20 protein-coding genes are annotated in these 22917 nt (G+C 50.9%); 6 read left to right on the top strand and 14 right to left on the bottom strand.

The genetic code is table 11. From position 1 onward, the window contains the following. Positions 1-26 precede the first annotated feature (26 nt). From H8L32_RS22670 to H8L32_RS22615, 12 genes are all read right to left on the bottom strand, one after another. Positions 27-2432: a TonB-dependent receptor gene (locus tag H8L32_RS22670; protein ID WP_186949662.1), complete on the bottom strand. Its 2406-nt coding sequence runs from the start codon at positions 2430-2432 to the stop codon at positions 27-29. Positions 2433-2963: 531 nt separating this feature from the next. Next, positions 2964-3893 (bottom strand): M48 family metallopeptidase, encoded by a 930-nt coding sequence (locus tag H8L32_RS22665; RefSeq protein ID WP_329605222.1) that lies wholly within the window; start codon positions 3891-3893, stop codon positions 2964-2966. A gap of 139 nt (positions 3894-4032) precedes the next feature. Then, entirely contained in the window at positions 4033-4635 is a 603-nt protein-coding gene (metW, locus tag H8L32_RS22660; protein ID WP_186949660.1) for a methionine biosynthesis protein MetW, read from the bottom strand. Continuing rightward, positions 4632-5783, bottom strand: coding sequence for a homoserine O-succinyltransferase MetX (metX, locus tag H8L32_RS22655; protein ID WP_230412370.1), 1152 nt, complete (start codon positions 5781-5783; stop codon positions 4632-4634). Before metX ends, metW begins: the two co-directional genes overlap by 4 nt. A gap of 260 nt (positions 5784-6043) precedes the next feature. Continuing rightward, positions 6044-7819 (bottom strand): phosphoenolpyruvate--protein phosphotransferase, encoded by a 1776-nt coding sequence (gene ptsP, locus H8L32_RS22650; RefSeq protein ID WP_186949656.1) that lies wholly within the window; start codon positions 7817-7819, stop codon positions 6044-6046. A 373-nt stretch (positions 7820-8192) separates the two neighbouring features. Next, the gene (locus H8L32_RS22645) at positions 8193-8462 is read right to left on the bottom strand and encodes an HPr family phosphocarrier protein (protein WP_186949654.1); all 270 of its coding nucleotides are present in this window, start codon (positions 8460-8462) and stop codon (positions 8193-8195) included. Positions 8463-8479: 17 nt separating this feature from the next. Next, the gene (locus H8L32_RS22640) at positions 8480-8887 is read right to left on the bottom strand and encodes a PTS sugar transporter subunit IIA (RefSeq protein ID WP_186949652.1); all 408 of its coding nucleotides are present in this window, start codon (positions 8885-8887) and stop codon (positions 8480-8482) included. Positions 8888-8981: 94 nt separating this feature from the next. After that, positions 8982-9941 carry a glutathione synthase gene (gene gshB / locus H8L32_RS22635; RefSeq protein ID WP_186949650.1) on the bottom strand — a complete coding sequence of 320 codons (960 nt, stop codon included), beginning with the start codon at positions 9939-9941 and terminating at the stop codon, positions 8982-8984. Between the two features lie 32 nt (positions 9942-9973). Continuing rightward, positions 9974-11272 (bottom strand): glutamate--cysteine ligase, encoded by a 1299-nt coding sequence (gshA, locus tag H8L32_RS22630; protein ID WP_186949648.1) that lies wholly within the window; start codon positions 11270-11272, stop codon positions 9974-9976. A 206-nt stretch (positions 11273-11478) separates the two neighbouring features. Continuing rightward, positions 11479-11781, bottom strand: a complete 303-nt coding sequence (locus H8L32_RS22625) for an antibiotic biosynthesis monooxygenase family protein (protein WP_186949646.1) — start codon at positions 11779-11781, stop codon at positions 11479-11481. Between the two features lie 43 nt (positions 11782-11824). After that, positions 11825-12853, bottom strand: coding sequence for an AI-2E family transporter (locus tag H8L32_RS22620; protein ID WP_186949644.1), 1029 nt, complete (start codon positions 12851-12853; stop codon positions 11825-11827). Continuing rightward, positions 12850-13239: an MAPEG family protein gene (locus H8L32_RS22615; RefSeq protein ID WP_186949642.1), complete on the bottom strand. Its 390-nt coding sequence runs from the start codon at positions 13237-13239 to the stop codon at positions 12850-12852. The genes H8L32_RS22620 and H8L32_RS22615 overlap by 4 nt, the downstream gene beginning before the upstream one ends. 286 nt (positions 13240-13525) lie before the next feature. Here H8L32_RS22615 and H8L32_RS22610 point away from each other — a divergent pair, with 286 nt between their 5' ends. Continuing rightward, a complete protein-coding gene (locus H8L32_RS22610) occupies positions 13526-14077 on the top strand; it encodes a glycine zipper 2TM domain-containing protein (RefSeq protein WP_186949640.1) in 552 nt (183 codons plus the stop codon). Between the two features lie 444 nt (positions 14078-14521). Then, a complete protein-coding gene (locus H8L32_RS22605) occupies positions 14522-15982 on the top strand; it encodes a sensor domain-containing diguanylate cyclase (protein WP_230412369.1) in 1461 nt (486 codons plus the stop codon). Here the strand turns inward: H8L32_RS22605 and H8L32_RS22600 are convergent. Both H8L32_RS22600 and H8L32_RS22595 read right to left on the bottom strand, forming a co-directional pair. Further along, positions 15967-16797: a Rossmann-like and DUF2520 domain-containing protein gene (locus H8L32_RS22600; RefSeq protein WP_186949636.1), complete on the bottom strand. Its 831-nt coding sequence runs from the start codon at positions 16795-16797 to the stop codon at positions 15967-15969. The genes H8L32_RS22605 and H8L32_RS22600 overlap by 16 nt on opposite strands. Next, entirely contained in the window at positions 16794-17516 is a 723-nt protein-coding gene (locus H8L32_RS22595; protein ID WP_230412368.1) for a Crp/Fnr family transcriptional regulator, read from the bottom strand. Before H8L32_RS22595 ends, H8L32_RS22600 begins: the two co-directional genes overlap by 4 nt. 379 nt (positions 17517-17895) lie before the next feature. Here H8L32_RS22595 and H8L32_RS22590 point away from each other — a divergent pair, with 379 nt between their 5' ends. The 4 genes from H8L32_RS22590 (at position 17896) to H8L32_RS22575 (ending at position 22840) form a co-directional block, all read left to right on the top strand. Then, entirely contained in the window at positions 17896-19848 is a 1953-nt protein-coding gene (locus H8L32_RS22590; protein WP_186949632.1) for an AMP-dependent synthetase/ligase, read from the top strand. A 9-nt stretch (positions 19849-19857) separates the two neighbouring features. Further along, positions 19858-20646 (top strand): ABC transporter ATP-binding protein, encoded by a 789-nt coding sequence (locus H8L32_RS22585; RefSeq protein ID WP_186949630.1) that lies wholly within the window; start codon positions 19858-19860, stop codon positions 20644-20646. Positions 20647-20834: 188 nt separating this feature from the next. Beyond that, on the top strand, positions 20835-21731 hold the full coding sequence (locus H8L32_RS22580; RefSeq protein ID WP_186949727.1) for a branched-chain amino acid ABC transporter permease: 897 nt from the start codon (positions 20835-20837) through the stop codon (positions 21729-21731). Between the two features lie 50 nt (positions 21732-21781). Continuing rightward, positions 21782-22840, top strand: coding sequence for a branched-chain amino acid ABC transporter permease (locus tag H8L32_RS22575; RefSeq protein WP_186949628.1), 1059 nt, complete (start codon positions 21782-21784; stop codon positions 22838-22840). The last annotated feature ends 77 nt before the right edge of the window (positions 22841-22917 follow it).

Below are 22917 nucleotides of genomic sequence, written 5' to 3'. Positions count from 1 at the left end.
CAGGTTCACGGCGTCATGCCCATCGATTAGAAATCGGCGGACAGTGTGACGGATGTAAAGCGTGGTGCACCCAGGTAGTAGAACGCTGTACTTGCATTAACACCATTGACTGCCTTGGTGTTCAGGATAGTAGCGGAACTTGGATTGCGATATTGCTCGTTCAGGATGTTACTTACGTTCAAGCGAACGGTAGGTTTCTTCATCATGCCCCAATTTGGGAATTGATAACCAGCATCAAAATCCAGCACATGGTAGGAAGGTACCAGTTCATCATTCATCAAACTTGCATACTGCGCGCTAGTGTGTTTGAACTTGAAGCGACCATAGAATGCGCCTGTTTCATATTGCGCGCTCAAACCGTATTTCCAGTTTGGTGTCAGAGAGAATTCATTACCGGATGTCGGCAAGAAAGCTGTCTTGCTGAAAACGATATTGTCTTTGACTTTACTTTGTGTGTAGCTGACCGAACCGTAGAAAGACAAACCATTGATAGGCTTGTTACCCATTTCGATTTCCATACCGCGCATGGAAACTGCACCTACGTTGGTATAGATACTCTTGTCGGCGATAGGATCGTAAGCATTACCCTGACGATTTTTGAAGTCCACGTTGAAAATATCAACTTGCGCTGTCAATTTATCGCTTTGATGACGGTAACCAACGTCCAGATTCCATGCAGTTTCTTCTTTAAGATTGCCGGTAATCGTTGCAACGCCATTCACAAACTGTACGTTATTGCTGGTAGGCGCAAACGCAAAGTTAGGAGGAGCCTTCATGTTTTTAGCCAAACTTGCGTACAGCTGATTGGTATTGTCGATCTGGTATTTGATACCCAGTTGCGGCAACAAATCGCTGTAAGTCTGCTGCACATTGTATGTTGTCGTGTAGGTGGCCAGTGTGCCGCCTTCATTCGCATAGTTAGTGAAGTCGCGTTTGACGTGTGGTGAACGGACACCGATATTGATAGACAGTTTATTGTCCATCAGGCTGATTGTGTCTTGCAGGAAGAACTGCCATGCTGTACTGATGGTTTTCCAGTCACGAGACTCATACGGTGTGCCATCCGGACGCAGGATGATGCCATCACGCAGCCAGACGTCCGTAGAATTGCCGGACGCATCAACCGGTACGATAGGACCAGTTTGACGATGTGTTGCCTGTTCGAACCAGAAACCACCCAACAGAGTGTGGTTGTTCATTGTGTGGCTGATGGATGCAGTGATACCAGGACGCTGTGTACGTGTGACGCTGCTGCCGGCCATGATGATGCGGTCGAGTGTATCGCCGTCACCATTCAGATCGACAGTACCTGTCAATTTGCCAGCATTCAGGAAACCATTTTCAGCAACTACTTTTTGCTGTACACCACCTGTACCGTAGCCATACCAGAAGTAAGGCAATACTTTCAGATCTGTATTTTCAGCAAGGCGGAACTGACCGGTCACCGAAGCAATCACGTTCTGGAACGGATTGGCTGCCAGTTTGTAATATTGTGGGCTAGGACCAACTTCAACCTGGGCTGTACCTTTAACTGGCGTAACGTGGCCAGGTGTGAAGGAAGAGCTGAAGTCGTAGTTGTAACCGAACTGGTTCATCTGCGCCAGGCTGATGGAATTGATGTTGTTGTTAACAGCACTATTAACCAGGATGTTACCGTTGATGTAATTGAAACGGTCAAAGTCAATACGGCCGCCCAGATCTACGTGATTACGTTGAGCCTGGCCTTCGCCCTTCCATTTGTCGGAACGGGCATGGGATGCAGAGATAAAGAAACGGGTTTTGCTGTCGCCAATCAGACCTGTGTCGTAACGCAGGAAAGATTTGTACATTTTCAGGGAACCAAATGTCTGCATGGCGCGGATGCGGCGCTCTTTTTCTGGTTCGCAAGTAGTAATACCAATGTTACCGCCTGTCGCGCCTACGTGAGGAGAGTCAACGTCGGTAGAACCCTGGGTAACGAAGTTGGTACAGGTGTTTTCCTGATCCACGAATTCTTGTGGGAAAACAGAGAAGCTACCAGAATCATTGACTGGCACGCCGTTAACAGTGAAACCGATCTGGTCACTGTTAAAACCGCGCAATGTCAAACCACCACCGAACAGGCCTGTACCATCATAGTTATATGAGTTTACAGCAGGCAACAGATCCAGTGCCTGATAAGCATTGCCGGTTGGACGCTGTTTGATCAGTTCCTCACGGGTAACAGTACTACGTGCTTTTGGCGCATCCTCGTCCACCATCAAACCAGTACCAACCTTACGGCCAGTAATGGTAACGCGCTTGGCGTCAGCACTTTCTGTCGTTTCAGCAGTTTGTTTGACTTCTTCAGTTTGTGCATAGGCGGAGGACATCCCAAGCATTGCCAGTTGGCATGCGATCGCTACCACCGACAAACGCGATGGGAATGCGGACGATTTGTTAGATTGTTTCATTGAAGCTCCCGAATCATTTTACAAATGGAAATAAAAATTAGTGCAAAACCCCGTTCATCATCTCAAGCCATCACAACTGCCTGATGACATCCCCTACACAGCTCGTTTTTATGCCAAATTTTTGGCTTTTTTTTGTAACTGGTTGTAATTCCACAACAAACATCTGCCATTACATGTCACATTAGAAATATCGTACCGCTGCATTTGAGCGCGCAAACGATTGCTATTCTGAAAAAATAAAAATTCCGAACTGCGCAAACGATTGCTATTTCCAAACAAAAAACAGACGGACTTGTTACAGTGCGCCTATCTCCTAATGACATCTTTTAAACTTAAGCAAATGCCTTGGCAAATGTTCGGTTAGTCAGATAATTTTGATATGTGAAAATAGTCTATCACATAAAAATTTGAACTTGCAGAGTGTCACATCCAATTATGAAAGGATGATGACAAAGTGATTTTAGCGACAATAAACTGTCACAATTGCGCCACAAATTATCTTTAAGGCAATATTATTTGCTTATTTTGCGCTTATTTTGCCGAATATATAACGGGCGCGATGCCCTTCACATTGGTTTGATACGGCGGTAGCGAGCTGACGCTGACGCCTTTGGCATGTGCATACAAGGGCATGACTTCGGGGAAATGACGCTGGATTTCAGCTATCCTGTCTTTGCCCGCTGGATGAGTGGATAGCCATGGCGGCGGCGCACCTTTACTGACCATGCCCATTTTTTGCCACAAGGCGACTCCGGCGCGCGGGTCATAGCCAGCGCGTGCCGCAATATCAAGCCCGACGACGTCCGCCTCGGTTTCATCCCCACGCGAAAATGCCAGCATACTGAACTTGGCAACACCACCGGCAACCCCACCCGCCAGGTTGGGGTCGTAGCCTTTGGCACCGGCCCACATTTCAAACAGGCGCACGCCAACATTGGCTACATTGGCCTTGCCAGCTCTTTCGGCACCATGTTCACGCAGTGCATGGGCGATTTCATGCCCCATGACGATGGCGACTTCATCATCGGTGAGCTTCAGGGTATCGAGGATGCCTGTGTAAAACGCGATCTTCCCGCCCGGCATGCAATATGCATTGATTTGCTTGGAGCCGATCAGATTGATTTCCCATTTCCATTGCTGGGAACGTTCATTCCATTTCAGCGCATAAGGGATCAATTTCTTGGCAATGGCACGCAGGCGCATGACCTGGGGATTGTCATCCGGTCCAAGTGCACGCTGCTTTTGCGCCTGTTGCATGGTCTGCGCATACTGGGCAGCCGCCTGGCTTTCCAGCGCACCCGTCGGCGCAAACTTGCGCATGATGGACATGTCACCCACCTTGACACCGTCCTGGCTGGCATTGTTTTGTGCATACCCTAGGCTGGCAAACCCGAACAGGCTGGAAAATACAAGGGCAAGGCAAGTCAGTTTCATGGCAGCAGGCAGTCGTTGAAGGTACACAATCTCATGGCCGAAATGGTAGCAGTTGCGTCCATTTAAAGGGGTAAAGTTTGAAAAAGATTCTTTCATCACATCCGCCGCGCTTTTATAAACACCCTTATAAACACCCTTACAAACGCTGCTACAAACACTTTTGCTGTCACTTTTTGCGCAAGCGGAATACCGCCAGGCTGCCACGCCAGTTGGGTAACCATGTCACCAGCTTGCCTTCGTGCAGGGCGACACATTCCAGCACTTCCAGTCCGACTTCATTGGCCAGGTCATAAAAGTCATAAATCGTTGCACAGCGCACATTGGGCGTGTCATACCACTGGTATGGCAAGGATTTCGACACCGGCATCTTGCCCTGCAACAGCGCAGTACGATGTGGCCAGTAACCAAAATTGGGGAAAGAAACGATCGCTTCACGCCCTACCCTGGCAATATCCCTGAGCAGCGGTTCCACATGCTTCATCATTTGCAGCGAAGACAGACACAGCACGGTATCAAAGGCATTGTCGCCAAACATGTCGAGACCGTTTTCCATATCCTGCTGGATTACATTCACGCCACGCGTGGCACAGGCGAGTACCTTGTCATCGGCGATTTCTATGCCATAACCAGTGCACTGCTTGTCGGATTGCAGATAGTCGAGCATGACGCCATCGCCACAACCAACATCCAGCACTTGTGCGTTTTTGTTAATCCAGTGTGCGATAAAGGCCAGGTCAGGGCGCAGATGACTCAGTTCGGAAAAATTCATGCTGCCACTCCCTGCAATTCAGCGTCAATGCGCTGGTAATAGGCGGCTACCAGATTCAGGTAGCGCGGGTCGTCCAGCAAGAAGGCATCATGGCCATGCGGCGCATCAATTTCTGCATAGCTGACTGTTCTTTTGTTGCTGACCAGTGCCTTGACAATTTCGCGGCTGCGCTCCGGTGAAAAACGCCAGTCCGTCGTGAAAGAAGCCAGCAGAAATTTGGCCCTGGTATTAGCCAGTGCCTTACCCAGATCGCCGCCGGTGTGCCGGGCCGGATCAAAATAATCGAGCGCCTTGGTGATCAGCAAATAGGTATTGGCGTCAAAATAATCCGAGAATTTATCGCCCTGATAACGCAGGTAAGATTCAATTTCAAAATCCACACCGTAACCGAACTGGTAATCACCACCCTTTAAGTCACGACCAAATTTTTCAGCCATGTCATCATCAGACAGATAGGTGATATGCCCTATCATGCGAGCAACCCGCAAGCCACGACGCGGCACCACGCCATGGGCATAAAAATCACCACCATGAAAATCGGGGTCAGTCAGAATCGCCTGACGTGCCACATCATTGAAGGCGATATTCTGTGCCGACAATTTTGGAGTAGACGCCACGACTACGCAATGGCGCAAGCGGTCAGGGTACAAGATACTCCAGGCCAGCGCCTGCATGCCACCGAGTGAGCCGCCCATGACTGCTGCAAACTGTGTGATGCCAAGACGCTCTGCCAGCCTGGCCTGGGCATTGACCCAGTCTTCCACCGTCACTACCGGAAAATCTGCGCCATATGGTTTGCCAGTCGCAGGATTGGTGTGCATCGGGCCGGTAGAACCAAAACACGAACCCAGGTTATTGACACCGATAACAAAAAAACGGTTGGTATCGACTGGTTTGCCTGGCCCCACCATGTTGTCCCACCAGCCTACATTTTTGGGTTCATCTGCATACACGCCGGCCACATGGTGCGAGGCATTCAGGGCATGGCAGATCAGAACGGCATTGGACTTGTCGGCATTCAGACTGCCATAGGTTTCCACCATCAGGGTATAGCCGGCAATCGAGGTACCGTTTTGCAAGGCCAAAGCTTCGTCGAAATGAAACGCCTGTGGCGTGACGATTCCGACTGATCCAGGTGAGGATGACATACACTCTTCCATCGGGACTTAACCCGTTATTCAAAAACTCAGGAAGGCTAAAAGAAGGGCTGAATGAGAGGAGGGGAAAGCTGCATTCAAGCTCGCTTTAGCCGTATTTATAATCCAGGAAATTTCCCGAAACGCGCCCGCAAGCTGATTTTCAAATCGGCGCAATACCCAAAGGATAACCAAGTCCGGCGCTGACGTCAAACCTTCAGCGCCACCCTGGCGGTAGTCTGGGTGCAACTTAGTGCAAGCTCAGTGCACGCTCAATGCAAGGTTGGCAAGACTGGCGTAATGCTACCCATCACCGCCAGGGTTTCACGAATGGTGGCAGAATCATAGCTGCGCAATATCTTCTTCACATGCCCTTGCAAGGCATCCAGCCGGGTATTCAGTATCTCTTGCTTAATTTCTGGCAACAAGGCGGCTGGCATGGACAATTCGCGGAAGCCCATGCCGGTCAGCAAACGCGTCAGCCTTATATCACCCGCCATGCCACCGCAGATGGATACCGGGATACCAGCCCGTTCACCAGCTGTGATAATCATCTGCAACAATTGCAGAATGGCCGGATGCAGGTCGTCATACAAGTGGGCAACTTCATGGTCAGCCCGGTCTATCGCCAGTGTATATTGAATCAGATCATTCGTTCCCACCGACAGGAAATCCAGTTTCTTTACAAACATCGGCAGCGACAAGGCCGCCGCCGGAATTTCTATCATGGCACCGACAGCGATATTGGCATCGAAGTCCTTACCTTCCTTGCGCAGCTCGGCCTTTGCCTGTTCTATCATGGCCAGTGACTGGTCAATTTCAAAACCATGCGCCATCATAGGTATCAGTATCTTGACCGATCCAAAGGCAGAAGCGCGCAAGATCGCCCGCAATTGCGTCAGGAATAACTGCGGCTCGGCCAGGCAATAACGTATTGCCCGCAAACCCAGTGCCGGGTTGAGGATATTGTGTTCGGTGGTATCCAAAGGTTTGTCGGCCCCGACATCCAGCGTACGGATGGTCACGGGGCGGCCTTTCATGGCGGTGACTGCCGTGCGATAGGCTTCGAACTGTTCTTCTTCGGTCGGCAGTTTATGCTCCTGACCGCTACTTTCCATGAACAGGAATTCAGAACGGAACAGGCCGACACCACTGGCCCCGGCTTCCAGTGCCGGTGCTGCATCCTGCGGTAATTCGATATTCGCCAGCAGGGTAATTTCCACACCGTCCTGTGTAATGGCTGGTGTCTTTTTCAGCTTGCCCAATTTCTTCCGGGCTTTCATCAATACGGTCTGACGCTCACGGTATTGTTCCAGCACCAGGGTACTGGGGGCGACGATGACCACACCGGCATCACTGTCGATAATCAGCCAGTCATCCTGCTCAATCAGGTGTGACGCATTGCCCATACCCACCACTGCCGGTATCCCCAGGCTGCGCGAAACGATGGCTGTGTGCGAGTTATGTCCACCCTCATCCGTGACAAAACCGGTGAACGCCACATCACGGAATTGCATCATGTCTGCCGGTGAAATATCACGTGCAACCACAATCATGTTGGCACTGCGTTCATCAATACCGTCAGAACGCATGGCATTGCCTGCCGTGCCGGTCAATACCTTGAGTACCCGTTCTGCCACCTGCTGAATATCGGCCTTGCGTTCACGCAGATAATCATCTTCGATTTCATCAAACTGGGCCGACAGTTCATCGATCTGACTTACCAGTGCCCATTCGGCGTTGTAATGACGGGTACGGATGATATCCAGCGGCGCTTCGGAAATCATGGGATCAGACAGAATCAATACATGAACGTCGATGAAGGCACCGAGTTCGGTAGGCGCATCTTGCGGCAAATCTGACCAGATGGCCTGTAATTCCTTGTGAACCTGGATGATGGCTGCCTGCAGTCTCTGCACTTCGGCTTCGACCTGCTCTTGCCCCACCAGATAATGTTGTACATCAAGGGCCGCTGGCCGCAGTAAATGCGCGCGCCCGATAGCAATACCGCGTGAAACGGGGATGCCTTGCAATGTAAAAGATGCCATGCCTTGTCCCCCAAAATTGCAATAATCCAGGGTGCCTACCACCATGCAACCCTGTTGTCATTTCTTGTGTGCCTCAAAGGATGAGACATCCGCTTATAGGTCTATTCAAGAATGAACAACTTAACAGAATATAGCTAAAGCAACAATGTAGAATATGTTGCCATTTGTTTCATCTACAGCAGTTTCTTCACTGTTCAACCCGGCCTGATTACTGCAAGAATCAGGTGCCCGTAAAACCACCACTACTGCTCAAAATCCGGAGCCCGCTTATTGGTTAAGATGGGCTGATATGGGCTGATACAGATTGATGCTGGCCGGTTGATGCTGACATGCTTTGTTTCAAATCTGGCAGAGCATCTGCAGCGTCATCGCTTTATTCGCCTTCACCAAACTTGTCGTTGACCAGGCCGACTATCGCATCGAAACATGCCTGCTCATCGGCCCCGTCGGTTTCCAGCAATACTTTGCTACCCTTACCTGCCGCCAGCATCATCACACCCATGATGGATTTGCCGTTCACACGACGATTGTTGCGCGTCAGCCAGACTTCGGCTTTGAACTTGCTGGCAGTTTGTGTGAACTTGGCTGAAGCACGTGCATGCAGGCCCAGTTTGTTCACAATTTCGATTTCCTGTTGAATCATGCTTTACTTTCTTTCAATTAGTTCTGTGAAAGGCGAACGCGGTTATCCAGACGGATGGCACCATTCTGACCACCAGCCAGTGCCATTTCCACTACCACGTCCAGCGCATCACTACGATAGGTAATCGCCCGCAGCAACATGGGCAGACTGATGCCGGCAATGATGGCGACCCGGTCCGGATCACCCAGTTGACGGCAACAATTCGACGGAGTTCCCCCCATGACATCCGTAATCACCAGCACACCGGAACCATCATCCAGACGCTGCACGGCTTCCCGTGCCAGACGGTTGACTTCATCGATATTCTGGTCGGCTATCACATCGATCGCTTCAAAGCGCTCGGGCATGCCACGAAAAACATGGGCTGCGGCCTGCATAAAGGCAGTACCCAGCGGTGCATGCGTCATCAAAAGTATGCCAACCATATCTATTCAGTTCTTACGGGGGAAAGTGGTGATCATGTTTGTCGGGAAATCTTGTTTATTCAGGCGGCACTGAACAAAATAACATCAGCTTTCATTAATCGTTACCAACATGCTCATCCACTGCGGCTTCCAGTGCATCAATGAACATTGCAGCAACATTGAATCCCTTTTGCTGGGTAATTTCCTGGAAACAGGTTGGGCTGGTCACGTTGACTTCAGTCAGCTTACTGCCAATTACATCTAATCCTACCAGCAACAAGCCTCTTTGATAAAGTTCGGGCGCCAAAGTCTGTGCAATCTCAAGGTCACTTGCTGACAATTCCTGCGCCACGCCCAGGCCACCAGCGGCCAGATTGCCACGCACCTCGCCATTTTGCGGAATACGTGCAAGTGAAAACGGTACCACTTTGCCACCGATCAGCAATATCCTTTTGTCACCATGAACAATTTCCGGAATATAGCGCTGCACCATGATGGTACGGCTGCCGTTTACGGTCAAAGTCTCAATGACAGAACCCAGGTTCATGCCATCTTCACGAATACGGAAAATACCTGTGCCGCCCATGCCATCCAGCGGTTTCAGGATGATGTCCTGATGTTCACGGTGGAATGCGCGAATTCTTTGCTCGTCACGTGTTACCAGCGTCGGTGCAGTGAACTGACTGAACTGGGCAATGCTGAGTTTTTCATTATGATTGCGTATCGCTGCCGGCTTGTTGAATACCCTGGCACCCTGCTGCTCTGCCAGTTCCAGCAGATAGGTCGAGTAGATATATTCCATGTCGAAAGGCGGGTCCTTGCGTTGCAGGATCGCATCGAAGGCACTCAGCGGCAGGGATTCTGCGGCTTCCAGGCGATACCAGTCATGGCTGTCACCAGTGAGGATAACGCGGCTGATATTCGCCACCACCTTGCCGCTTTCCAGCGCCATGTCATCCGGGCCAAATGCATACACCGCATAACCGCGCTTGCCCGCCTCCACCATCATGGCGTAAGTGGAATCTTTATATGTCTTGAACTGCGACAGCGGATCAGTCAGGAAAGCGATTTTCATGGCGATATTCAATAATGGTGACGAATCGGAAATTAGTACACTTCTGGGTTGGGATCAGTTTTTTCCAGCTCCAGCGACGCAGCCAGCAATGCCAGGCGCGCAACGACACCATACATGTAAAAACGATTTGGTGCTGCCGTACCCGGCTTGGCCTTCATGTCCGGCACTGCATGTTGCTGGGCAAATGCCAGTGGTACAAAATGCATGCCAGGGGTATTCAGGTTTTCATCGACGCCACGATCTTCATGCACGCGGTAAAAACCGCCAACCACATAGCGATCTATCATGTAGACCACTGGTTCGGCTACCGATTCATTGATCTGTTCAAAGGTATAGACACCTTCCTGCACGATGACATCACGGACTTCCATGCCATCCTTGACGACCGACATCTTGTTACGCTGTTTGCGATTGAGGTCACGCACTTCGCTGGAATCATGCACAGTCATGATGCCCATGCCATAGGTGCCGGCATCCGCCTTGACGATGACGAAAGGTTTTTCCTTGATGCCGTATTCCTTGTATTTCTTGCGTATCTTGGCCAGGATGGTATCCACGGTCGCCACCAGCGCATCTTCACCGGTGCGTTCCTGGAAATTCACGTCCTTGCACTTGGCAAAATAGGGGTTCAGCATCCAGGGATCGATATCCACCATCTTGGCGAATTTCTTGACCACTTCGTCGTAGGCATGGAAGTGATTGCTCTTGCGACGCAAAGCCCAGCCCGCATGCAGGGGCGGCAGCAAGGTTTGTTCGTTGATATCTTCCAGTATCGCCGGGATGCCTGCCGACAGATCGTTGTTCAGCAAGATCGTGCATGGGTCGAAATTCTTCAGGCCTAAACGACGGCCATTGGCAGAACGCTCCAGCGGTTCCAGCACCAGTTGGCTGCCATCGGGCAAATCAATCGGGGTTGGTTCGGTAATATCCGCCGACAGGGAACCCAGGCGCACGTTCAGACCGGTCTGACGGAAAATCTGCATCATGCGCGCGATGTTTTGCAAATAAAACACGTTGCGCGTATGGCTTTCGGGGATCACCAGCAAATTTTTGGCATCCGGACAATATTTCTCTATCGCCGCCATGGCAGCCTGCACCGCCAGCGGTAACATTTCTGATGCCAGATTATTAAAACCACCTGGAAATAAATTGGTGTCTACCGGTGCCAGTTTGAAACCGGCATTGCGCAGATCGACGGAACAATAGAAAGGCGGTGTATGTTCCTGCCATTCAAGGCGAAACCAGCGTTCAATCGCGGGAGTAGCTTCGAGTATCTTCTTTTCGAGATCGAGCAGGGGACCGTTGAGAGCGGTAACGAGATGCGGAACCATAATGACCTTTTTGTAGTGCAGGTTTTTTGCCAAATTGACTTGCTTCCATGGTCATGCATCCCGGACAACGCACGCAGGTGACAACAAAAGCAGACGACACCGCGCCACGCTGGAGCACGGTATCGCTGCCTAAGCTTGGGATGAAATGCCCAGAATCAAGTCAGGCTCGCCAAATACTACTTACTACCAGAAAAAAACCGTCAGCTTCAGCTTGACTCTGCCAGCAGATCAAAATGCTCGACCACAGGTGCCGCCGCAAAATAAGGACCGACGATGGCACGCCACTGCTGGAAGGCTTCCGAACCACGAAAATCGATCGTATGGTTTTCCAGTGTTGCCCAATGGATCATCAGGACATAACGTTCTGGCGACTCTATGCTTTTATTGACTTTAAAACCAAGAAAGCCCTGGGCATGCTGTATCACTTCTGCCAGACCACGCTGTATGGCAGCATCAAATTCAGCCTGTTGACCAGCATGAATACGAATGTCGGCGATTTCCAATATCATCATTTACCTTTTCATCATTAAAATTAATAAAATTCTGGCAACATCAAACCAGCCCTCGATCACTGAGTTCTTTCTTGATGTAGGCATAAAACACGGGGGCCGCCACCACACCTGGCACGCCGAACAGGGTTTCCATGACCAGAATGGCTGTCAGCAATTCCCAGGCCCGGGCATTTACCTGGGCACCGATAATGCGCGCATTCAGAAAGTATTCTGCTTTATGTATCACGATCATGAATACCAGAGAGGCGATAGCCACATTCAGTGAATGAGACAAGGCAACAATCACGATCACGGTATTTGAAATGATATTACCGGCTACCGGTATCAGCCCAGCCACAAAGGTAATGGCGATCATGGTCTTGGTCAGCGGCAGGTGTATGCCCGCCATCGGCAAGATCGCGAACAGGTAGATTGCTGTCATTACCGTATTGATCAAGGATATCTGCACCTGCGCAAACACGATTTTATGGAAAATCTGCCCCAGGTTGCTGACCCTTTGCAGCATGGCAGCAGCAAAAGGTTTGTTATTGCGGTCACCACTGGCATCACGCAGGGCAACCATGCTGCCTATGATCATACCCAGCAACAAATGCACGATCAGGTGACCTGCTTCCGGCACCAGTTGCTTGGCTTCGCCAGCATGTTCACGCAACCAGTCTGTCATGATGCTTCTTAAATCATCGACATCTTCCGGCAAGTTGGTACTTACCCACTCGGGCAACTGACTGCGCGAGGCTTCGATAATGTCGGCGAGTCTTTGCAGCAAATTATGCAAATTTCCTGCATCGCTGCGCAAGAACACATGTACACCCCAGATGACCACGATGACGGCGATTATCATCACAAAGGATAAAAATGCCACGGCAATCATACGCGGCTGGCGGTGTTTGAAGCGCCTTTCTATGGCGGGTGCCATGACGTGTATCAAAGAAAAAACCAGTAAGCCAGAAAACAGCGCCACCACCAGGCCCGCTTTCAATACCAGCAACAAAGCAATGGCCGCCAACACATAAGATGCCCATACCGAGGCAGATAACTGGCTGGATTCCAGCAAAGACTTGCCTTTCATTTCAGCACCCCGCTCATTCCAGTCATCGCCGCCAACAACAGACCCAGGGCCGCCAAAAGGGAAATCATGAAGCCCATGGACCGTTTGCTGGCATCGCTGTAATACGCAACGGCATACATGAAACGGCCTACCAGCCAGACCAGGCCCAGGGCTGCGGCCAGTTTATCGCCCGTCCAGAGCGCGCATAACCATAGCGCCGGAAAAAACAGGACCATTTGCTCTACGGTATTGGCATGCACACGCAAAACACGCAAAAACTCTGGCGGGCCATCGACGGCAGGTGCCTTGATCTGAAACGTGGCACGGGCATTGCCGACCTTGTAGATAATCCATAAATAAAGCCCCAGCACTGCGACAGTCAGCCAGGAAGTCCAAAGCAATTGCATAGAGTCTCCAATCCGGTTTAATACCAATGAGCATACGGACGCACTGCCGCACAACCACACGAAAGCTGAATATGAGGGTAATTAATTAAAGTACAAGAAGCTCTTTGAAACACACACTTACACTTTTATGTCTTCTTTTTTTGAGTTCAGACGTTAAATAGAGACTATCACAGGACCAAAGCAAAATCGCCATGACTGTGAATCAGCCCCGGCTGCCCATGTGATCAGCCTGAACAAGGGCAAATACAGCGGTTTTGCGTACAATCCACGTCAAAAGAGGTAAAACATGACTATTTCCTTCAATACTCTGTCCAAAATGGCTTCCGTAGTGACATTGGGCATTGCACTTCCTGTTGCCCATGCCGCTGACTTTGATGATTTTGCGCGTGTCGTCAGCGTTACGCCACAAATTGAGCAAGTCAATGTACCACGCCAGGAATGCCGTACCGAATACGAAACCAGCCAGCGTCAGGTTCCGCAAAGACAGGCTGAACGCAGCAATGGTGGTGCCATCATTGGCGGTATCGCCGGTGGTTTGCTGGGTAGCCAGGTCGGCGGCGGGAATGGCCGTATTGCCGCAGCTGCGGCAGGTGCATTGACGGGCGCAATTGTCGGCGATCGTGTTGACAATAATGACAATAACAATAATTACAACAATAGCCAGCCTGTGTATGAAAGCCGTCCGGTACGTCAATGTCGCAACATAGACCACTGGGAATCACGCACCAATGGCTATGCCGTCACCTATGAATACCAAAACCGTACTTACACATCCGTCATGCCATATGATCCGGGTTCACGCCTGCGCCTGCATGTTTCACTGACGCCACGTCCTTAGAACCTGTTTGCGATCTTACTGCGCGAGCGTGATCGGGGCTCATGTGCTGCTCAAAATGCTCATGTACCGAAGTACATTCCGCTTTTTGCGCTGCTCTTCACCCCGCTGACGCCCGCTCGCTACAGATCGTAAACAGGTTCTTAAGCTAGCCGAGGGGATAGGAAAATGCCGCAATCTGCGGCATTTTTTTCGTGCGTCATGCACCTGAAGGCATGTGCAGGTATTTCAACAGCATGAAAAAGCCCACAAATCGCAACTACCACCAAAAATTGCAAATAATCGGGAATAATCGATAACAATCAACTTAAATTTCATCGTATCTGGCATCAAAGTGATGATTTTAGGCAATGATGGGTGAGCAAATACCCCTGAAAATGCATGGGTTTATAGTATTATCTTGCGGCAAACCTCACGCTTACGCTCCGTCTATCATTCATGCAAACAATGTTAAAAAAATACGGTCTGCTGGTATGGCTATCCCTGATCCTGATTGCAGGTTTTGTCTCCACCACCGTAACGTCGTTTATCGTATCCCGTGATGTCATACAGCAGGGTATATCCGAACAGACCCTGCCCATCACCGGCGACAATGTCTATTCCGAAATTCAAAAAGATATCTTGCGTCCCGTATTTGTTTCATCACAAATGGCGCATGACACGTTTTTGCGTGACTGGATCATCAATGGCGAAGAGGACAAGGATCTGATCGCCAAATACCTGAAAGAAATCAAACTCAAGAATCACGCTATTTCCAGCTTTCTGGTATCCGAACAAAGTCACCAGTATTACACCGCAGATGGGGTGCTGAAAGCTGTCAGCGAAACCGAGCCACGCGATCAATGGTTTTTTCGCATCCGTAATCAGAAAGCAGACTACGAAACCAATGTCGATGCCGACATGGCCAATCGTGACACCATGACCATCTTCATCAATTACAGGATTGTCGATTATTCCGGCAAGTTTATTGGTGCCACCGGTATAGGCATGACGCTTGATACCATGAAGACCCTGATCGACAGTTATCAGGCGCGTTTTCGCAGGAATATCTTTTTCGTCGACCAGAAAGGCAATATCGCTCTGGCTGGCAACAACATGAAAAAGATACGCAGCAATCTGAGCAACATGCCCGGCATCAGTGGCCTGGCGCAACAGATACTGGGCAACCGCAAAAGCGAATCCCAGCACCTGGAATATAAGTCAGATAATGAAACCATCCTGGTTAATTCCCGCTTCATTCCTGAACTGGGCTGGCATTTGCTGGTAGAGCAGGAAACCAGCAATGAAATCAAACCGCTGCAAAATGTCTTCCTCATCAACATAGCAGTGAGTGCAGGGATCACGATCCTGGTGCTGATCATTTTGCTGGTGACGGTAAGACGCTATCAAAAACGTCTGGAAAAATCAGCCTCTACCGATACTCTGACCAATCTGTTGAACCGTCAGGCTTTTGACTTCGTCTTTCAGCAGGCCCTGCTGGATGGTGAACGCTCACGCCAGCCCATGTGCGTGGTCTTGCTGGATATCGATTTTTTCAAGAAAATCAATGACAAGCAGGGACATCTGGTCGGCGACCATGTACTCAAGGAAATTTCACTGATCGCCAAGCGTTCACTGCGTGAAAGCGACATCATCTGCCGCTGGGGTGGAGAAGAATTCCTGATCCTGTTGAAAAACTGTACGCTGGAAAAAGCCACGTCGATAGCCGAAAACCTGCGCAATACCATCGCCAACAATGATTTTTCGCGCACCACCGACCTGACCCGCACCCGCCTGTCCATCACGGTCAGCATGGGGGTGGCAGAATGCCGCGACAAGGATACTGAAGACAGTGTGTTTGAACGCGCTGATCAGGCCCTGTACCAGGCCAAGGAAAATGGCCGCAACAGTGTTTATTTTTCTGAATGACGGCGGGCCGCCACCGCCTGAGTCAGTGGTGTGAAAGCCTGATATAAATCTCCCGCTGCCTGGTCCCAGGCAGCCACCATTTTTTGTTGCAAGGCTACGGTCTGCATGTCACCACGGGCAATCGGCCCGGTCAGCGCCTTCGCGGTTCCCATGGCAAATACATTGTCCAGTGTTTGCCTCGCCAGCGGTGCAGCCATCTGCTGTGCCACAGCGGCGGGTATACCGGCCGCCTGATAGCTGCGCAAGGCAGTTTCCATCAGTGTGACCAGATAATTGCTGGCAAACACTGACCCGGCGTGATACAGCAATTTGCTGTCAGCGCTGATCTCTACCGTTTGCGCACCTATCGCCTGCAAGGCCGGCAACAGCACAGCCAATGCATGGGCATCACCTTCCACACTACAGATGGTACCGGCAAACTGCGAGGCAATGGCCTTGCCATCGGCAAAACTGCGCACCGGATGAACACTGGCAACCGCCGCCCCGGCTGCTATGGCCGCCTGCAATTCAGTCGATGCCTTGGCACCGCTGCAATGAAACACAATACTGCCGGCATGCAGCAGGCCGGCCTCTGCCATTGCAGCACACAGCGGGACGATCTGGTCATCCGTCACCGTCAGCATGGTGACATCGGCAGGCTGCATGTGATGCAGATCATCCACAGCAGCCCCTGCACCCAGCCAGTCCACTGCCGCCTGGCTGCTGGGCAGGGAACGGTTCATGACTTGTTGACCACTGAAAACCTGCCGCTCAATAAAATTTTTTGCCAGTACGGTACCGACCTTGCCAGCACCGATCACATTCAGGGTCTTCATACTGGCGGCTCTTTTGCAGACACATCTGCAGACTCTTCAGGAAAGCGACGCAGACCATCCAGATCAAGTATGGTGATGCCACCATAATCGACACTCAATAATTTTTTCTTTTCCAGCAATTGCAGCGCCTGATTGGCACGCTGGCGCGACACGCTGGAGATATAGCCTATTTCTTCCTGGGAAATCTGTACCTGCATGCTGCTGCCAGGGTTCAGATAAGAGTTGAACATCGCCGCCAGACAACGCGCCACGCGGGTATCCGGATCAAGCATGCGGTCATATTCAACCAGGGAAATAAACATCCCCAGTCTTTCATTCAACTGATGCAAGAGAAAGCGGTTAAAGGGAATGCTGTTATCCAGCAGATACGTGAAAGTGGAACGCGGCATATAGACCACACGGGTGTCGCGCAAGGCCACGACATCATAGCGACGCAGCTCGGTCTTCAGTAACGAGCCTTCGCCAAACCAGCCACCGGCCAGCATGCAACTGAAGGTGACAGTCTTGCCATCCGGTGAGATGCTGCTCATTTTCAGGAAGCCTTCTACGACGCCCATCCAGTATTCCACCGCATCCCCTTTGCGGCAGACATAACCACCAGCAGGAATGAAGCGTTCCACCACTTCGTCTTCCACCTTTTGCATATGTTCTGGTGCCAGCATGCTGGCCCACATAGTTTTGCTAAAACGCTCTTTTGGGTCGCCGATCTGTTTAGTCATATTTGTGCAACGCACCACCGATAATTGGTTCATTCTTCGAGATTGTCCGTCGAATGACAACCCTGCATTCGTGAAGAGACTACTATCCCATCAACAAAAAGAAATACGGAGTCATTGTAAGCGAGGTTTTCCTCCTACAGCTAACACTGCGGGAAGGTTCACGTCCAAATCATTCAATCTCGCCACAACAGGCGTTCCGTAATAATTACTCCAGACAAACTATCCGTTGATGCGTAAAGTGGATGCGTAAGTATGTCGTAAGGGGAAGTGAGGAAACTCACAGGACAACAAGCCCATAAAAATCAAGCAAATAGGACTTGCATAAAACTGTTCCGTTTTATGTAAGCCCCAAATATGAATGAAGGCTAGTGGTGGAGACATGATTCAAAAAGAAGCAGCAAATTCGACCTTCCCGCGACTGTTGTTACAGCACGGAAAAACACGGCCAGCCCATCCGGCTTTCCGCGAAAAGGATCTGGGTATCTGGCAGACCTGGAACTGGCAACAGGTGAATGCCGAAGTGCGCGCGCTTGCCTGTGGCCTGGCTGCGCAGGGTTTCAAACGTGGCATGAACCTGGCCATCATCGGTGACAATCGCCCACGCCTGTACTGGGCCATGGCAGCCGCCCAGTGCCTGGGCGGCATACCGGTACCGCTGTATCAGGATGCACCCGCTGCTGACATGGCCTATGTGCTGGAAAATGCAGAAATTGTCTTCGCTGTCGTTGAGGACCAGGAACAGGTCGACAAGCTGCTGGAAATCAAACAACACTATGCAGGCATACAGCACATTGCCTTTGATGATGACCGTGGCATGCGCCACTATCATCAGTCTGAACTGACTTCCTATGCCGCGCTGCAAGAGTTGGGACGCGCTTACGATCAGGCACATCCCGATTTCTTCATGCAACAGGTGGAAATGGGGCAGCCCGATGACACCGCCGTCATGCTGTATACATCAGGCACCACGGGCAAGCCGAAAGGTGTGTGTCAGTCGCACCGTTCTTTCATGACCGCTGCCGTTGGCGGCATGCAGTTTGACCAGTTGACGGCAAACGAAGATATTCTTTCCTACCTGCCTATGGCATGGGTTGGTGACCACCTGTTTTCATTCGCACAGGCCATGGCTGCAGGTTTCACGGTGAACTGCCCGGAATCCAGCGAAACCGTATTGACAGATTTGCGCGAAGTCGGCCCTACCTATTATTTTGCACCACCCCGCGTGTTCGAAAACATGCTGACCACGGTCATGATACGCATGGAAGATGCAGGTGCCATCAAGCGTCATCTGTTTGCTCACTTCATGGAAGTGGCACGTCGTGTCGGTGCCGATATTCTGGATAAAAAACCGGTCGCCCTTATCGATAAAATCCGTTATGGCCTGGGCAAAGTGCTGGTGTACGGGCCACTTAAAAATGTATTGGGTTTATCCCGCGTCCGGGTTGCCTATACCGCTGGCGCCGCCATCGGCCCTGATCTGTTTCGTTTCTACCGTTCTATCGGAGTCAATTTAAAACAGCTGTATGGCTCCACCGAAACCTGCGCCTATGTCTGTCTGCAACCCGATGGCAAAATCAAGTTTGACAGCGTCGGTTCGGCAGCTCCCGGTGTCGAAGTCAAGCTGGCCGCAAATGGAGAAGTACTGGTGAAGTCAGACGCCATGCTAAGTGGCTATTACAAACGACCGGATGCCACCGCAGAAGTGATGGATGCAGAAGGTTATTTCCATACCGGTGATGCCGGCATTTTTGACCAGGACGGTCACCTGAAAATCATAGATCGCGCAGCCGATGTCGGCAAGCTTCTTCAGGGTGACATCTTCGCCCCCAACTATATCGAAAACAAACTCAAGTTTTTCCCCTTCATCAAGGAAGCTGTCGCCTTTGGCAATGAGCGTGACATGGTATGCGCTTTCATCAACATTGATATGGAAGCCGTAGGCAACTGGTCAGAACGACGCGGCATTGCCTATTCAGGCTATACCGACCTGGCGGCCAAGGCCGAGACTTATCAGTTGATCATGTCCTGCGTAGAAAAAGTGAATGCCGACCTGGCCAGCGAAGACTTGATGGCTGGCACGCAAATCCACCGTTTCCTGGTGCTGCACAAGGAACTCGATCCGGATGATGATGAATTGACGCGTACCCGCAAAGTCAGGCGTAGTTTCATTTCACAAAAATATGCCGTGCTGATTGATGCCCTGTATTCCGGGAAGCGTTCACAGTTCATAGAAACCCTGGTCAAATTTGAAGATGGCCGCCAGGGCAAGGTGAGTGCCGATTTGCATATCAGCGATGTCAAAACATTTTCTGCCCAAAAGCTGGCGGCGTGAGGAAAAGCAATGGCAGATAACAGGAAAATCGGCGACGTGATTCTGGACATGCAAGGCATCTCGCTGTCTTTTGGCGGCGTCAAGGCATTGACCAATATCTCCTTCAATGTGAAGGAGCATGAAATACGCGCCATCATCGGCCCTAATGGGGCTGGCAAAAGCTCGATGTTGAACGTCATCAATGGCGTCTACCGGCCACAGCAGGGTGACATCACCTATCGCGGCAAGCATCGCAAGGACATGAATACGTATGCGGCAGCCAAGAGTGGTATCGCCCGCACCTTCCAGAACATTGCGCTGTTCAAAGGCATGAGTGTGCTCGACAACATCATGACCGGGCGCAATCTGAAGATGAAATGCAATTTCCTCATGCAGGCATTTTACCTGGGACCGGCGCGCAAGGAAGAAATTGCCCACCGTGAGAAAGTCGAAGAAATCATCGACTTTCTGGAAATCCAGCACATACGCAAGATACCGGTAGGCCGTCTTTCCTACGGTTTGCAAAAACGGGTGGAACTGGGCCGGGCGCTGGCAGCCGAGCCGGAAATTTTATTGCTGGATGAACCCATGGCCGGCATGAACGTAGAAGAAAAACAGGACATGAGCCGCTTTATCCTGGACGTCAATGATCAGCTCGGTACCACCATTGTGCTGATAGAACATGACATGGGTGTGGTGATGGACATTTCTGACCGTGTGGTGGTGCTTGATTACGGCAAAAAAATCGGCGATGGCACCCCTGCCGAAGTGCTGGCGAATCAGGAAGTGATCAATGCCTATCTGGGTGTGGCGCATTAGGTATGAAAATGAAAAATCTTAAGACCACTCAACACAGAGGCACAGAGACACAGAGGAAAAACCAGAGAAAATCTGTTTTTCTCTCATCTTGTCTTTCTCTGTGTCTCTGTGCCTCTGTGGTGAGAGGTCTTTGTCAACACCCCACAAATCCGTGTTCGCTGACCGTAAGCTGAGAGCGTGAAATGAATATCAGTTTTTTCTTTGAAGTGTTTATTGGCGGCCTGTTGTCCGGGGTCATGTATGCACTGGTTGCGCTGGGTTTTGTGTTGATCTACAAGGCGTCTGGCGTATTCAATTTTGCCCAGGGGGCCATGGTATTTTTTGCGGCCCTGACCTGTGTTGGCCTGACCGAAAAATTTGAACTGCCACTATGGCTGGCGATACCGCTGACCATGCTGGTGATGGTGGCACTGGGCCTGGCGATAGAACGCATCGTCTTGCGTCCTTTGGTCAATCAGCCTGAAATCACCCTGTTCATGGCTACCATAGGCCTGACTTTTTTTATCGAGGGCCTGGCGCAATTGCTGTGGGGTTCGCAACCGCACAAGCTGACATTGCCGATTGAAGACGTACCTATCGAATTCCTGATGGAGAAATTCAATATCCTGGTATCCCAATTTGATGTCATCGCCGCCCTGATCTGCGCCATGCTGGTGACCGGCCTGGCCCTGTTGTTTTCCAAAACCAAGATAGGCCGGGCCCTGCGCGCCGTAGCGGATGACCATCAGGCGGCGCTGGCAGTCGGCATTCCCCTGCAACAAATCTGGGGCATAGTCTGGGCGGTGGCCGGTTTTGTGGCACTGGTAGCCGGCTTGCTGTGGGGTGCCCGTAATGGCGTGCAGTTTGCGCTGACCTTTGTCGCGCTGAAAGCTTTGCCGGTCTTGATACTGGGTGGATTTACATCGGTACCGGGAGCGATTGTCGGCGGCCTGATCATCGGCGCATCAGAAAAACTGGCGGAAGTGTATATAGGCCCGCTGGTAGGTGGCGGCATAGAGGGCTGGTTCCCGTATGTACTGGCGCTGCTGTTTTTGCTGGTACGGCCAGAAGGCTTGTTTGGCGAAAAAATAATACGCAGGATTTAAGAAAAAATAGCGGCCAATACCAAAACGCATTTCAAGATCAGAGGTCAAGCATGTTCTACCGTGAAGCAGGTCAGTTCAAAACAAGTTATCAGGCGGATAATCAGATCTTCCCGATAAGACAGGACCGCATCGCCATTGTGATTATCCTGGCGGTGGCATTTTTCGGCGTGCCCTGGCTGGCATCCGATTATGCCTTTTCTGCCATCTTCATTCCTTTCCTGATTTTTTCGCTGGCAGCACTGGGACTGAATATCCTGACGGGCTATGCGGGACAGTTGTCGCTGGGTTCTGCTGCCTTCATGGCGGTGGGTGCTTTTGCTTCGTATAATTTCGTACTCAGGATACCGGGCATCCCGGTGCTGCTGGCCTTTGTGCTGGGCGGTCTGTCGGCTGCCATGGTGGGTATTGCCTTTGGCTTGCCATCACTGCGCATACGCGGTTTTTATCTGGCAGCGGCGACCCTGGCGACCCAGTTCTTTGTAGTCTGGTGTCTGACCAAGATACAGTGGTTCACCAACTACAGTTCTTCCGGTGTCATTACTGCGCAAGAAATGGTGATCATGGGCATGAGCTTCAATACCCCGGTCAAGAAATACCTGCTGACGCTGACTGTCGTTTCTGTACTGGCCCTGCTGGCGAAAAACATGGTGCGATCCAACGTTGGCCGCTCATGGATGGCAGTGCGGGACATGGATGTGGCGGCAGAGGTGATCGGCTTTCGCCTGATGCGTACCAAGTTGCTGGCCTTTGCCGTGTCCTCATTCTATTGCGGCATTGCCGGTGCTCTGTATGCCTATGCCTACCTCGGTACGGTAGAGCCGGAAGCGTATAACCTGGATCTGTCTTTCCGCATCCTGTTCATGATCATCATCGGTGGTGTCGGTTCCATTCTTGGTTCCTTCCTTGGGTCGGCTTTTATTATCCTGCTGCCCATCGTATTGAACCTGCTGGCCCATGGCCTGTCGTTGCCGACCAATGTGGCATCAAATCTGGAGTTGATGGTGTTTGGTGCCCTGATCATTTTCTTTTTGATCGTTGAACCGCATGGTCTGGCAAGGCTGTGGCAGATCACCAAAGAGAAATTGCGACTCTGGCCTTTCCCGCATTAATGATGAGCAGCATACGATGTAGATAAGCAAAAAAAACCAGTAAAGAACAGTAAAAACAGAGTTCATTAAAAAAGGCG

Source organism: Undibacterium hunanense (assembly GCF_014284335.1).
GTDB lineage: Bacteria > Pseudomonadota > Gammaproteobacteria > Burkholderiales > Burkholderiaceae_D > Undibacterium > Undibacterium hunanense.
The sequence above is the reverse complement of the archived record's forward strand: the minus strand, read 5'-3'. Positions and strand labels throughout refer to the sequence as shown.

Bases quoted from the DNA above. Each gene is read 5' to 3' on its own strand.
- H8L32_RS22670 (WP_186949662.1), bottom strand. From the start codon at position 2,432: ATGAAACAATCTAACAAATCGTCCGCATTCCCATCGCGTTTGTCGGTG.
- metW (WP_186949660.1), bottom strand. From the start codon at position 4,635: ATGAATTTTTCCGAACTGAGTCATCTGCGCCCTGACCTGGCCTTTATC.
- metX (WP_230412370.1), bottom strand. From the start codon at position 5,783: ATGTCATCCTCACCTGGATCAGTCGGAATCGTCACGCCACAGGCGTTT.
- ptsP (WP_186949656.1), bottom strand. From the start codon at position 7,819: ATGGCATCTTTTACATTGCAAGGCATCCCCGTTTCACGCGGTATTGCT.
- H8L32_RS22645 (WP_186949654.1), bottom strand. From the start codon at position 8,462: ATGATTCAACAGGAAATCGAAATTGTGAACAAACTGGGCCTGCATGCA.
- H8L32_RS22640 (WP_186949652.1), bottom strand. From the start codon at position 8,887: ATGGTTGGCATACTTTTGATGACGCATGCACCGCTGGGTACTGCCTTT.
- gshB (WP_186949650.1), bottom strand. From the start codon at position 9,941: ATGAAAATCGCTTTCCTGACTGATCCGCTGTCGCAGTTCAAGACATAT.
- gshA (WP_186949648.1), bottom strand. From the start codon at position 11,272: ATGGTTCCGCATCTCGTTACCGCTCTCAACGGTCCCCTGCTCGATCTC.
- H8L32_RS22625 (WP_186949646.1), bottom strand. From the start codon at position 11,781: ATGATATTGGAAATCGCCGACATTCGTATTCATGCTGGTCAACAGGCT.
- H8L32_RS22620 (WP_186949644.1), bottom strand. From the start codon at position 12,853: ATGAAAGGCAAGTCTTTGCTGGAATCCAGCCAGTTATCTGCCTCGGTA.
- H8L32_RS22615 (WP_186949642.1), bottom strand. From the start codon at position 13,239: ATGCAATTGCTTTGGACTTCCTGGCTGACTGTCGCAGTGCTGGGGCTT.
- H8L32_RS22610 (WP_186949640.1), top strand. From the start codon at position 13,526: ATGACTATTTCCTTCAATACTCTGTCCAAAATGGCTTCCGTAGTGACA.
- H8L32_RS22605 (WP_230412369.1), top strand. From the start codon at position 14,522: ATGTTAAAAAAATACGGTCTGCTGGTATGGCTATCCCTGATCCTGATT.
- H8L32_RS22600 (WP_186949636.1), bottom strand. From the start codon at position 16,797: ATGAAGACCCTGAATGTGATCGGTGCTGGCAAGGTCGGTACCGTACTG.
- H8L32_RS22595 (WP_230412368.1), bottom strand. From the start codon at position 17,516: ATGACTAAACAGATCGGCGACCCAAAAGAGCGTTTTAGCAAAACTATG.
- H8L32_RS22590 (WP_186949632.1), top strand. From the start codon at position 17,896: ATGATTCAAAAAGAAGCAGCAAATTCGACCTTCCCGCGACTGTTGTTA.
- H8L32_RS22585 (WP_186949630.1), top strand. From the start codon at position 19,858: ATGGCAGATAACAGGAAAATCGGCGACGTGATTCTGGACATGCAAGGC.
- H8L32_RS22575 (WP_186949628.1), top strand. From the start codon at position 21,782: ATGTTCTACCGTGAAGCAGGTCAGTTCAAAACAAGTTATCAGGCGGAT.